Below are 13,339 nucleotides of genomic sequence, written 5' to 3' on the forward strand. Positions count from 1 at the left end.
AACAAGGCCTCAGATATTGAGGCCTTAGTTTTATAGAGTAGTAGATTTTTAATCGACTTATCAGTGGTATGAGTAGCCTTTATCGGACAATTATTTTATGTGATTGGCAGTTCCTTCCTGCTACTATATGGAGCTCATAGCTTTTGCCGCCGTTGGCTGAAATCAAGCGCTGCAATCAAGGGTAGTGGATGAAATCGAGTGAGCCGGATCTGCAACTAAAATCGCCGATCCAGAAGAACTACAACCGTGCCGTTTTTTATACGTACATCGGCGTTATCGTCATGTCTTTGTTGACCGCATGGATGTTTTTCGACCGCCAAAAAGCCCAGCAGATGGAGCAGCGTGAAGAACAGGTTCAGCGCCATGTTCTGCAAATCGATTTGTTACTCGAGTCGAGCATTAGAGCGGTAAAAAGCTTACGTGACGTTGCCGTGGATCATTTGCGCTTAGGCGAACTCGTCCGTAAAGAGCGCTTACCCCAATACGGTAAATTTAACGAAAGTGGCCAGTATTTTACCTTAGAACCTAGCTACGCCCAGAGCGGTGAGCCTTTTACCAACATGGGTAGGATCACGGGTGCAGGTTCCCTCGATGGCCGCAGCGACAAGTTCTATCAAGAGCTTGAGATGTTGTTTGAGTTGTCACTGTCATTCCCCGTCGCCAAAGAAGCCGCCCCGAAAGCCTCGGCAATTTATTACCTGTCGAAACGTAGGATTATGTCCTATTTCCCTTGGTCGAATGACGATCAACGATTTAGGGACGAATTACTCAACAAGAAACAGTTCCAATATGCCACCCCGGCCATGAACCCGCAGCGCAGTGTGTTTTGGAGCGAAGCCTATGTGGACTCCACCGGTAAAGGTTTATTGACCACTTTAGGTGTGCCTGTTTATTTGGACGATGAATTCATTGGCTCAATCAACTTGGACATGACGCTTGCCTCGTTAGCGCGGCAAATTCGGGTCTACTTTAAGATGCCGGGCACTGTGATTTTGCTCGACCAACAGAACAATATTTTATCCCACAGCGATTTTGATAGCTCAGACATTAATCGGGTCTATCACATCAGCCAACGTATTCCCTCTGAGCTGCATTCTTTACCTGAGTCGGAATTGTTCGATGCCCATGATGGCATCATACGTAACGGCTATTACATCCACTCGGTTGCCCTGCATAACGCGCCTTGGCGTTTACTGTATTTGCAGGATGAAGACGACCTATTCCAAGACTCGTGGGAAAAACTACAGCTGACCTTTATTTTGGTGGTGATCGCCCTGTCTGTGTTGGTGACCATAGTGCATTGGCAGACGCGCCGCTCTTTTGTAAGCCCTGCCTCGCGACTACTGTCGCACCTAGAGGGTTGCTCGCAAGAGCCGCGTAAGCCACCGGAGAAAATCACCCGCGGCTGGGAACCTTGGTTCTTGCTGGTGAGTCGGATTTTTGAGGAAAACAAGCAATATACCCACCATCTGGCTGAGCAGAATAAGCGGCTCGATAAGCTAGTGGCGCGGCGTACTGAACGCTTAAAAGACACCACAGAGCGGCGTGAGCGCGAATATGCGCTACTGCGTTCTTTGCTTGACTCAATCCCAGAAGCTATTGTCTTTAAAGACAAAGAAGGCAACTACTTAGGTTGTAACAAGGCGGCTGAGCGCATGCTGGGTTACACAGAGAGCGAGATGATAGGTTTGTCATCTGAGGATCTGACCTCGCCTGAAATGGGTATACGTATCCGCGCCGAAGACGAACAAGTCCTAAAAGATCGCACGCCGCTGCGCTACCAAGAAAAGGTCGAACTAGCGGGCAAACCTGTGCTGCTCGATACCCTTAAACTGCCTTTTTATAATCGCCGCGGTGAACTGCAGGGCTTGATTGCTGTGTGGCGTGATGTGACGCGGGAATACGAATCCGCAGAACAGTTACGCCTGTCCGAAGAGCGTTATCACTTAGCTATGGATGCGGTGGAGGATGGCCTGTGGGATTGGTATTTAGACTCTGAACAGATCATTTGTAACCCTGCGTATTATTCTATGCTGGGTTATAAAACCAATGAATTCCCAGCTTTAGTATCGACGATTGATGAATTATCCCACCCCGACGATCGGATTCGCGTCGAGGAATACCGTGCCCAATATTTAGCAGACCCTGTCGGCGCTTACGAAATCGAATTCCGTATGTTAGGTAAAAATGGCGGCTATCACTGGGTGTTATCCCGTGGCCGTGTGGTGGAGTTCACCGCCGAAGGTCAGCCTAAGCGTATGCTCGGTACCCATAAGGATATTACCCGCCATAAGAGTAACGAAGTGGCGCTTTTAGAAGCCAAGCAAGATGCCGAATTAGCTAACCTCTACAAGAGTGAATTCTTAGCCAACATGAGCCATGAGATCCGCACGCCGATGAACGCCATTATCGGTATGTTGCAGTTGGCGCAGCGCACCTCGTTAACGGCGCAGCAGAAAGATTACCTCGAAAAAGCCGGTTTCTCGGCGCAATCGCTGCTGAGGATCATCAACGATATTCTCGACTTCTCTAAAATTGAGGCGGGTAAGTTGGAGCTTGAGCGGGTGCCATTCCCGCTGGATAAAGTGCTCGATCATGCCCTCGATCTCAATGCGCTCAAGGCACAGGAGCAGGGCGTTGAGTTACTCTTGTATGCCCCTGTGACAGCGGGACTCATGCTTAAAGGCGATCCGCTGCGTTTAGGTCAAGTATTGATTAACCTGTTATCGAATGCGGTGAAATTTACCCAATCTGGCGAAATTGAGCTGGGCTGTGAAGATGTCGGTGAGCGCGATCATCGGATTACCTTGAAGTTTTGGGTGCGGGATACCGGTATTGGGATCAGCAAAGATCAGCAAGAAAAACTGTTCGATGCCTTCGCCCAAGCCGACGGTTCGACCACCCGTAAATACGGTGGCACAGGTTTAGGTTTATCGATCAGTAAGCATCTGGTATCTATGATGGGCGGTAAGATGCAGGTGCAGAGTGAGCTTGGGGTCGGCAGTACCTTTAGCTTTACCATCAGCTTTGAGATTGCCGAAGCCGCTAAGATTGAGCCTTTGGTCGTGCCGGAAAAGCTCAATAGTCTACGTACCTTAGTCGTTGACGATAACCCAACGGCACTGCAAATTTACTCGACCTTGATGCGAGATTTCCACTTCGAAGTTGATACCGCCGCCAGTGGCGCCGAGGCGCTTTATAAACTGTCGCGGGCGCCAATCGATCTGTTATTGCTCGACTGGATGATGCCAGAAATGGACGGCAGCGATGTGGTCAGCGCCATAGACACTATGGTTGCCGAGGGCCGCTTAGCGAAACGGCCTGTGATTATCATGATGACGGCCTATGCGGCAGAGCCCTTGCAGCATGAAGTCGATAGTGCCAATGTGTTTGCCGTACTGCAAAAACCGTTCAAGGCATCGAGCCTGTTCGATGAGATTATTGCCGCTTTTGCCGATGAGCCGAGATTGAATGTGGTTCAGCCTATGGTTGAAGTCCAAGTTGAAGACGGAGAACACACAGGTTTAGTGCTGCTGGTGGAAGATAATTTTATCAACCAGCAAGTGGCCACAGAACTCCTTAAGAGCGCTGGCTATGAAGTGGTGCTGGCCGACAATGGTCAAGTGGCGCTGGATACCATAGACTCGCGGCCGTTTGATGCCGTGTTGATGGATATTCAAATGCCAGTGATGGACGGGTTAACCGCTGCAAAGGCACTGCGTGAGCGTTTTAATGCCGATGAACTGCCTATTATTGCCATGACAGCCCATGCCATGTCGGGCGACAGGGAAAAAAGTTTAGCGGCGGGGATGAATGCCCACATCACTAAACCTATAGTGCTCAATGAATTATTTGAAACATTAAATCACTGGATCAAACATAAGAACCAGCATCAGAATCGTTAATTTATTTGCTCGGGGCCAGTGATGGCCTCGCGTTATTTACTGTAAATCAATCGCTTGAGATCAAGATTCATCGATAACTTATTAAGGTAAATAACGCAGCCAGCCGTATCAGGAGGAAAGATGAAACCCCAAAGTTTAGCCTTAGCCTTATCCATAGCGCTGTTAGGATTTCCCACCGTTACCGTCGCAGCAGCCGCGCCTAGTGCCAAGATTATTAAGCAAAGCCAAGAGGCGAAAGGGTTTCTTAATCTCTATTACGAGGAATCTCAGGGAGAGTTGTACCTTGAGGTCAATCGCTTAAATCAGCCTTTTCTCTTGGTCACTAGTTTGCCGCAGGGTGTAGGTTCGAACGACCTTGGTCTCGATCGCGGCCAACTGGGTCAGACCCGCATGGTGCAGTTTGAACGCCAAGGCCCCTATATTTTACTCAAGCAACTCAATACCCAATATCGTGCGAATACCACTGACGCCGCTGAGCAAAGAGCGGTTGCAGAAGCCTTTGCCGATTCAGTGCTATGGCAAGGCAAAGTGATTGAGGGCAAGCCCGATCTGGTGGCAGTCAACGATCTGGTGCTCAATGATTTACACGGCGTATCTTCCGTATTGCAACAAACAGAGCAGGGCAATTATCGGCTCGATTTGAGTCGTTCTGTCATCCTACCCAAATGGATAAAATCCTTTGAGAAAAACGCCGATGTAGATGTGCAACTCACCTTTAAAGGCGATGTCGCAGGCACACAGGTCGCACAGGTAACACCCGATGGCACTTTAATGTCGGTGCGGATGCGTTATTCCTTTGTTGAGCTGCCCGATACCGATTATCAGCCGCGGGCTTATCACCCTATGAGCGGCTATTTGTCAGATGAGTATCAAGACTATGCGACGCCCTTTGACCAACCTTTAGTGCAGCGTTTTATCCTGCGCCACCGTTTACAGAAAGTGCATCCTGGCCCTGCGCCAAGCGAAGTCGTTAAACCTATTACTTATTATCTCGATCCCGGTGTGCCAGAGCCGATACGGTCTGCCTTGCTCGATGGCGCGCGCTGGTGGGAGGCTGCTTTTACTCGCGCCGGATTTATCAACGGCTTTAAAGTTGAGTTATTACCTGTAGATGCCGATCCGCAGGATATTCGCTACAACATGATCCAATGGGTGCACAGGGCGACGCGGGGTTGGTCCTATGGCGCCGCGCTGACCGATCCACGCACCGGTGAAATCATTAAGGGTCAAGTCACGCTCGGCAGCTTGCGTGTGCGGCAGGATTACTTGATTGCCAAAGGCTTAACCGCAGGCTGGCAGGATAGAGTGGCGGCCGAGAAAGCGGCGACAGCCTTGTCGCTGGCGCGTATTCGCCAACTGGCCGCCCATGAAGTTGGCCATACCTTAGGGCTTGATCATAACTTTGCCGCTTCGACCAATCAGGATGCCTCTGTGATGGATTATCCCCATCCGAAAATCCAGCTAAAGGGCAATGATATTGATATTTCAGCGCCTTACACTACAGGTGTTGGCCCTTGGGATGATTTTGCTATCGCCTATGGCTATAGCGAACAAGGCGATGCTCGCACCCAACAAGCGTTGCAAGTCGACTTACTGGCCGATGTGGCGAAACGTGGCTTACGTTATATCGGTGAGGCCGATTCTCGCCAAAAGGATGCGAGTCAGGCCTATGCCAGTTTGTGGGATAGTGGTGACGATCCCATCGACCAGTTGGGTAAGCTCGACAAAATTCGCACTAAGGCGATTGCGGGATTCTCCAGTGCGGCCTTGTTACCCAATGAGCCACTGGGCGAGCTAGCCGATGCCTTTGCGCCAATTTATTTGCTGACGCGTTATCAAATCGATGCGGTTGCTAAGTTTATTGGCGGCACTGACTATAACTATCAATCCATAGGTGAAGGCAGCCGCTGGAGCTATATTGCGCCGCAGTTGCAGTTAACAGGTTTAGACGCACTGCTTAAAACCTTAGATGCGGCGAGTTTAACTGTGCCGCAATCCTTGCTCGACAGTTTAGTGCCAAAGGCGGGGAATTATCATGCTACGCGGGAATCCTTCGACTCAGGTTTAGGCGCAATTAACGATCCTCTCGGTATGGCTGAAGTATTTAGCCGTTATACCGTGAGCTTGCTATTGATGCCTAAACGTTTGAATCGTGTCAGCCAAGCATCCATGGCGGATAGCGAGCAGTTATCGGTGACGACATTACTGGATAAGTTATTCGCGGCGACCTTGTATCAAGAGGACAAGCTTGGGGTGGTCGAAGGCGTGTGGATGCGAGTGAACGCTGTGGTGATTGATGAAGTGCTGGCAACGCTGCACAATCCTCAAACCTCACCAGAGGTGAGGGCTGCGATCAACGATCGCGCTCAGTTTGTGATTAAGCAATTGAAAGCGAAGTCGAATCGAGCGAATGCAAGTCTTGCGGCCCATTATACTTGGTTGCAACAGGGTCTGGCTGCGGGCTTAACCGATGCTAAGGTTAAGCTGATCCCTAAGCCGTTAAGCTTACCGCCGGGATCACCGATTTAATCTGATGAATATAGGCGCCATTAGGCGCCTATTTCTTTTGGATTTTTCGGATAAAAGTGATCGGCTTTACGCTCTAGATGGGTAAAGCGGCGGGTGTTTTTGTAGGGCAGTTTCATAAAGCCCGACACGCCGTGGCCTTGGATTTTGCCGACATGATGCAAGATGCGATCGAGACTGGCGCGAAATGCCGCCTGCTTACGTGGGTTGAGCAGCTTCAAGTAACTGTGGATCTTTAAGTGATTCGGCAGCGCCTCAAAAATGATGCAGCCTGTGTGGTGAATTTGGTTGATGCGGGCTAATTCTTCCATGATCTCCACCGGCAATTCGAGGTTTTCGTCGGGATCTTTGCCGTCTTCAAAGTAAGAGTGTAACCGTGACTTATCTTCTAAGGTGGGCACATCACCGACTTCAAAGGGCAATTGCAGATCGGCGCTGGCAACAAACGGCTCGCTGATATCTGTTCGCTCGATATGCAGCGTGTCTTTGGCGTTAAAGAAACAGGCCTTAAACACCCCGATACGTTTAATTCCCCGCGCCAGATCTACCATATTGTTGACCGCAATAATTAAGGCACTTTTTTGTTTTGCATCGTAAATCGCAAGATTGGAGTCGATAAACACGCCGGTTTCTTGCCAGTGGATCGCGAGACCGCCCACGATCGGATATTGCGCTAACCGACCCACGGCGGCGATAAAACCTTTTTCGGTGTCTCCCATGCCCGCGAGGAAGTTGCGGTAATATTTTTCGAGCTGAATATCATCCATCTTAGCGATAGGCTCTTGGGCGTTATGTTCCTTCAAAAAGGACTTACGCGAACTGTAACTGACGGTTTCAACATCTTTGTCGCGGGATTGCACCCACACAGGAATTTCACCCTGTAACTCAGCTTTGGGCAGTTCTGGTAAATGCAGTCTGTGGCTGTGGCGCATACTTTTCAAAAAGTAATCGCCAGCAATGTTGCGCTGCTCAGGATCTGTGCTGAGCATGCCCTCTAAGGTGCGGGCTAATTCCATTGGTAAGCCAATGCTGGTGGGCGAGATAACTTGTGCACCGAAGCGGCTTGCTTGGCCTGAGGCAAGAGCATACAGAGTTGCAGCAACGCCTTGTTCGTCAAAGCGCGGGCTGGAGAGTGCCCCATTGAGTTGTTCTTCGCCGATAAAGTACACATCGCCCATACGTGCGTTGGTATGTTGTTGATCGCTCGACATTAACGCCATCACATTGTCTTCGACCGGCTTATTATGTTCATCCCGCTGGGCAAACACCGCCGATCCCCAATCGATCAACGATAAGTGTTGTTGTCCAATGTCGTAAACCAGATTAGAAGGTTTGATATCGCCGTGCACTAAAGGCTTGCCCGTGCGCAGGTAATACAAGATATCGGCGAGTTGGCGGGCGATGCTCATGACCATAGCGGTCGGTAGGGCGCCCATGCGGCGGCAAAGTTGGTCGAGATCTTCTCCTTTTGCTCGTTCCATCACGAGTATGCCTTGTTTGCCGACTCGCTCAAATTTGATCGCGCCCGGCACATTGGGATGCTTGAGTAAGGACAGCATAAAGGCTTCTTCTTCGAGCCTATCTTGAATGTGTTGTGGCAGATTAATCCGCGAGAACTTAAACACATGGGCATCGCCCGCTTGATTGATACCCGCAAACACGAAACCGTAGGCACCTTTGCCGACCAATTCGATATCGGTATAACCTAATTTGCTCAGCTGTTGCTTACAGAGGCGGATCCACGCCTTGTGTTTACGGGCATCATTGGCTTTGAGCAAGTAAATGGATTGCTCTTCAGAAATATAAAAATGCTGCAGCTGAGGTGTTTGCAAATTGTGCTCCTTGTTTTGTTCATTTAACCAGTAAGCGGGGGCGATAATCAAATAGCGGCTGGCTTTATTTTAGGATTCAGAGCGGCATTAGTGATCAGCGTCAGGCGCGGCTTACCTATACCATCATTTCGTCACTGACTTTGACTTACATCAAGTTAAATCCTCGCGACTATAGGTAATCTTTGGGACATGAGATGGAATCAGTTTTTGTTAATTAACCAACAGACAAAGTGCAGCTAAGGAGGGCATATGCCCACCCAATATAAAGCCTTGTTGATCGAGCTATTGGAATATCCGCGTAAGCGAATTTTGCAGTCAATGGAAGTGACCCATTGCCCACATGCGGTATTTTTTAATGATAGCGACGAGCAATGTTTAACTTGTCATCAGGGCATGGAATGTATCTGGATGAACCAGAACGACGAGCTGGTGGCCGTGAACGAAAAATCGATTGCCGAGTTAAAACAGCAGTTGTTGATCGCTGTGGATTTTATCGACTCATCGTTAAGCCCGCACCATTTATCACGCCGTCAATGTCAGTGTGATAACTGTGTTTGGCTGCGTAAAGTGCAAGCCACGTTAGATCAGTAAGTGAGTCTTTACATTGCTGAGTTTGTCGAATGGCAGGGAGCTTTGCATCCGCTTTAAAATGTCATTAGAGTAAGGACAACTTTAGCGAATAGAGGTACACCCATGGAACCCGGTTTTTGGCATGAAAAGTGGCACCAGCAACAAATAGGTTTTCATCAGCAAGACATCAATCCTTTCCTCGTTAAGTATTGGCAGAAACTTGGATTACCCGCAGATACACAGGTTTTTGTGCCCTTATGCGGCAAGTCGCTAGACATGTGTTTCTTGGCCGAACAAGGGCATCAGGTCATAGGTTGTGAGTTGAATGAATTGGCGGTGCAGCAATTTTTCAGCGATAACCAACTCGAGATGACACAAACGACCGTGGGTGAGCATCAGCATTATCACACTGAGCAGATCAGTTTGTATCAAGGTGATATTTTCACTCTGCCTAAGACTATCACCCAAGCGGTGACTGCTTTTTATGATCGCGCCGCGTTGATCGCTTGGCCAGAGAGCATGCGTGCACAATATGCCAAGCAGCTAGCGAGCTTGTTACCTAGCGGCAGTGTCGGCTTATTAGTGACCTTAGATTATCCGCAGGAAGCCTTAATTGGTCCACCTTTCGCCGTATCCCCAACTTGGGTTGAGCAGCATCTGAGTGATGACTTTGACATTGAAGTATTAGCCTCCCAAGATGTGTTAGCCGACAATCCCCGCTTTATTAAAAAAGTCGTGCCTTGGCTTAATGAAGCCGCCTATTTGTTGAAACGTAAGTAGGATTGACTCGAAAGTGGATCTGTAACCCCATTGAATGATCAGTAGTATTAGAGTTCAGTGGGGACTTGTCATTAAAACATCATATCTAAAGTCTAAACTGGCAAGATTATTTAAGACGAAGTGACGGATAGAAAGCTTTGTTGTCGCGGGACTTTTTGGATTGAGTTTGCTTGAGTCAGCGTGGTGTTAGCTTGTCGTAAGTGTGTTCGTTAGCGAGTTCCCCTTACCACCCTATTCGCGATTTAATTTACGCGACTTCATAATAATTAGGCTCACGCTCTAATTGATTCTGGATGATCTGTACCGCCATTCTTGCACACTTGCCACATTGATCGGCAACACCTAAGCGCTTTTTCACGTCAGCAAGCGAGCTATCGCCCTGGCTTACGGCATTTTTAATTTGCGTATCGGTGATCGCATGGCAAAGACAAACGTACATATATTAGTCTCCAAAAGCATTGCGCTAATTCTAAATGAAAACGCTTATCAAATGCAATCATGTTTTTTGGGTGATTTTTATGCTTTTAACGTTTCTGTTACATGGCGCACATTTTATCGTCTATGCTAGATGTGTTTTAGCATTAAATTGCTTGGCAATTTTAGAAGTAGGTTCAGGAATACAGAGTCAGGGTGATGATGCCTCACGGATGGATAGCTCAGGGATGAATAATCAAAGAACTAATCAAAGATCCATAAGGTTTCATGAGAACAAATCTACCAGTTACACAGCGAGAATATGATTATCCAGCGGATTGGATTTTATTGTCGACCACGGACACTCAAAGTCATATCACCTACGCCAACCAATCCTTTTGTACCGTTGCCGGTTATGAACTCGATGCTATGTTGGGTAAGCCCCATAACATGGTGCGTCATCCTGATATGCCTCCGCAAGCGTTTGAGGATCTGTGGCGCTGCATCAAAAAAGGCGAGCCTTGGAAAGGGATAGTGAAAAACCGCTGCGCCAATGGCGATCACTATTGGGTCGATGCCTATGTCTCACCGATTTCAGTTAATGGCAAAGTCGTCGAGTTTCAATCTGTACGCACTAAACCCACCCGCGAGCAGGTTAAGCGTGCAGAAACGGCTTATGCAGAATTGAACAAAAATGGCAGCGTCAGCGCGTTAAAACGTACAGTGAGCATGCCCACCAAATTGCTGTTATTAGCATTACTTGCCATGCTGCCGATGCTTTACCTTGCTTTGCAAATTGGCTTAATGGGCTTTATTGCCCTTGCGATTAGCATTCTGGTATTGCTGGTGGGCGGTAATCTGGTGCTGAGTCGTTATTATGCTATCGTGGCTAAGGCAAAGCATATCTACGATAACCCTTTGATGGCACATATTTACAGTGGAAACTCTGATGATCTTGGCGCGATTGATTTAGCGCTGCAAATGCAGAATTCTGAGCTTAAGTCGATTCTGGGGCGTGCATCGGATTCCTGTTATAACGTGTCAGAACAGGCCAAAATTTCTGCTGCCAAGGGCAAACAAATCCAGAGTACCAGTCAGGCTCAACTGTCTGAAATAGAACAAGTCGCTACGGCGATGCAGGAAATGACCGCCACATTAGGCGATATGTCCTCCAATTGTGCTGATGCAGCCAGTGCCTCGCAAATGGCATCCGCTGAAACCATCAATGGCGATAAAACGGTGTCGAGCACCATTAGCTCGATTCAAGCTATGGCGGAGCAGCTGCAACAAACATCAAAGGTGATTACTGAGTTAGAAGCCCACAGTAAAGATATTGGCACAGTACTCGATGTGATTCAGAGTATTGCGGGTCAGACGAATTTGCTGGCATTGAATGCCGCGATTGAAGCGGCTCGAGCGGGTGAGCAAGGTCGTGGCTTCGCTGTCGTTGCTGACGAAGTGCGGGCGCTGGCACAACGTACTCACGATGCCACCAAAGAAATCCAAAGCATGATTAACCTGTTGCAGCAGGGGACCAACAAAGCTGTGGTCAGCATGCAGCAAGGAGTGGTTGCCGCTGCCGACTGTATTTCAACAGCGGATCTTGCGGGCGCAGCCTTACGCACAATCCGTGAGGCCATTTCGACCATTACCGATATGACGCACCATATTGCCAGCGCGGTTGAAGAGCAATCGAGTGTGGCAAATGAGATGAATCGCAGCGTGGTAAATGTGTCGCAATTTACCCATTCTAGCCATCAACTCGGCAGTGAAATGGTCGGCTTGAATGATGAAGTGACTCACGAAATGGATTCACACTCGGTATTGGTTGAGCAATTTTTAAAGCGCAGCTTTAGGATTTAACTGTCTAAAACTTAAGATAAATAAGGCAATAGTCTGACTATTGCCTTTGCTTTTTCTGCTCTCTGCATCAATTCCTGAGCGCTAACTCAATAGCCCTTACTAAAGTCGATTCGATTCTGCAGTGGCTCACCGCTAATGTAGCGGTGATAGTTTTGGCTAAAAATCTCGACGATTTGTGCAGGATGGCTTGGCGCTGAAATATGCGGCGTGATGATGGCATTTTCCCGTTCCCAAATGGGATGGCTATTGGGCAAAGGTTCTTGAGCAAAAACATCCAAAACCGCTTGTTGGGCAGGTTTAGCGATAAGCAGGACATTAAGCGCATCGAGATCGAGTGCATCACCGCGGCCAACGTTAAACAGCACTGCATCATCTTTTAGCTTGCCTAAGGTATCAGCGTTAAGCAGGCTTTGGGTTGCCGGAGTGCTGGGCAGTAAATTCACCACCACATCGGCTTGCATCAACGTCTGGCCCAAATTGGCCATCACTTCAATGGCATCAAAACCTTCTACGGCATTACCGCTGCTATTGATACCAGTAACATGCATGCCAAAGTGTTTTGCGGTTTGCGCTAGATGCTGGGCGATTGAGCCAGTACCGAGTAAGAGTAATCGCATTCCCTGTAAACTTGTGTGACGTATGGGGAGTTGAACTTGCCACTGTTTTTGCTGTTGCTGCTGGCGATAAAAATCATGACCACGAATATGCGCGAGTAAATAACCGAACACAAACTCACTCATCAACGGGCCGAAAATGTCTTTAATATTCGTGAGTTGATAGTCTTTTCTGCCCCTTGGGCTCATCAGGGCATCTATGCCTGCAAAGCTTGATTGTAACCATTGCAGATTTTTAGCATGGGGTAATAGGGGCGCGGCAAGTTTAGGTTCGGCTAACCAAATATCCGCTTCAATTATGCTCGCTGGATTATCATCGAGTATCTCTAAATCAGGGAGCTTCTGCGCCTCAATCAAGTCGCGGTACTGCTGATTTGCCTTCGTTAGCAAGAGTAACTTGTGCCCCATAGCGTCTCCCTTTATGCTTAGTTATTGTTATTTTTCAATGTGCTGTCGCGTCACTTCGAGGGATTGCGTCGCATCTTTTTAGGTTGAGTCATTATGGATCAGTTAATCGCCCTTATTGCCCAATTGGGGAACATGCTTCGCCCTTGGGCTTTTGATATTGCTACCGCTATGGTGGTGTGTCTTATTTTGGTTTTTTCAGCGGATGTCAATCGTCTCTTAAGGCGTCATTTGTTGGGGCAATCTTTTGTGCTACGGACATTTGTTTTTATTATTGTGAATGCCTTCGGTTATGGCTTATTGATTGTAAAAACCACGCCTTGGGTGGCAAGGCATATAGTGGCTATGCCATCCCATTGGATGTTTTTACTGATAGTGGCCGTGTTCATTTTTATCGGCTATTGGGCTCAGCGAAATAACCAAGTCTAAT

At 48.3% G+C, this 13,339-nt stretch carries 9 protein-coding genes; 6 read left to right on the top strand and 3 right to left on the bottom strand.

The features are described from left to right. Window positions 1-188: 188 nt before the first annotated feature. Window positions 189-3,905, top strand: coding sequence for a response regulator (locus NE536_RS03450; protein WP_261271810.1), 3,717 nt, complete (start codon window positions 189-191; stop codon window positions 3,903-3,905). Window positions 3,906-4,025: 120 nt separating this feature from the next. Further along, window positions 4,026-6,434 (top strand): zinc-dependent metalloprotease, encoded by a 2,409-nt coding sequence (locus NE536_RS03455; RefSeq protein WP_261271811.1) that lies wholly within the window; start codon window positions 4,026-4,028, stop codon window positions 6,432-6,434. 20 nt (window positions 6,435-6,454) lie between these two features. Here NE536_RS03455 and NE536_RS03460 read toward each other — a convergent pair whose 3' ends face one another. Next, window positions 6,455-8,263: a protein kinase domain-containing protein gene (locus NE536_RS03460; protein ID WP_259504346.1), complete on the bottom strand. Its 1,809-nt coding sequence runs from the start codon at window positions 8,261-8,263 to the stop codon at window positions 6,455-6,457. 249 nt (window positions 8,264-8,512) lie between these two features. On the opposite strand from NE536_RS03460, the gene NE536_RS03465 reads away from it, so the two are divergent. Together NE536_RS03465 and NE536_RS03470 are read left to right on the top strand one after the other, a co-directional pair. Then, the gene (locus tag NE536_RS03465; protein WP_106651699.1) at window positions 8,513-8,854 is read left to right on the top strand and encodes a hypothetical protein; all 342 of its coding nucleotides are present in this window, start codon (window positions 8,513-8,515) and stop codon (window positions 8,852-8,854) included. A gap of 102 nt (window positions 8,855-8,956) precedes the next feature. Next, window positions 8,957-9,613: a thiopurine S-methyltransferase gene (locus NE536_RS03470; RefSeq protein ID WP_261271812.1), complete on the top strand. Its 657-nt coding sequence runs from the start codon at window positions 8,957-8,959 to the stop codon at window positions 9,611-9,613. Between the two features lie 247 nt (window positions 9,614-9,860). On the opposite strand, the gene NE536_RS03475 is transcribed toward NE536_RS03470, so the two are convergent. After that, on the bottom strand, window positions 9,861-10,052 hold the full coding sequence (locus NE536_RS03475) for a bacterioferritin-associated ferredoxin (protein WP_006080031.1): 192 nt from the start codon (window positions 10,050-10,052) through the stop codon (window positions 9,861-9,863). A 263-nt stretch (window positions 10,053-10,315) separates the two neighbouring features. Between NE536_RS03475 and NE536_RS03480 the strand changes: the two genes are divergently transcribed. Continuing rightward, window positions 10,316-11,890 (top strand): methyl-accepting chemotaxis protein, encoded by a 1,575-nt coding sequence (locus NE536_RS03480; RefSeq protein WP_261271813.1) that lies wholly within the window; start codon window positions 10,316-10,318, stop codon window positions 11,888-11,890. A gap of 86 nt (window positions 11,891-11,976) precedes the next feature. On the opposite strand, the gene NE536_RS03485 is transcribed toward NE536_RS03480, so the two are convergent. Further along, the gene (locus NE536_RS03485) at window positions 11,977-12,912 is read right to left on the bottom strand and encodes a D-2-hydroxyacid dehydrogenase (RefSeq protein WP_261271814.1); all 936 of its coding nucleotides are present in this window, start codon (window positions 12,910-12,912) and stop codon (window positions 11,977-11,979) included. Between the two features lie 93 nt (window positions 12,913-13,005). Here NE536_RS03485 and NE536_RS03490 point away from each other — a divergent pair, with 93 nt between their 5' ends. Next, complete coding sequence (locus tag NE536_RS03490; protein WP_198555555.1) at window positions 13,006-13,338, top strand: DUF3392 domain-containing protein; 333 nt, start codon at window positions 13,006-13,008, stop codon at window positions 13,336-13,338. The last annotated feature ends 1 nt before the right edge of the window (window position 13,339 follow it).

The sequence above is a fragment of the Shewanella septentrionalis genome (assembly GCF_025370265.1).
Classification (GTDB): domain Bacteria; phylum Pseudomonadota; class Gammaproteobacteria; order Enterobacterales; family Shewanellaceae; genus Shewanella; species Shewanella hafniensis.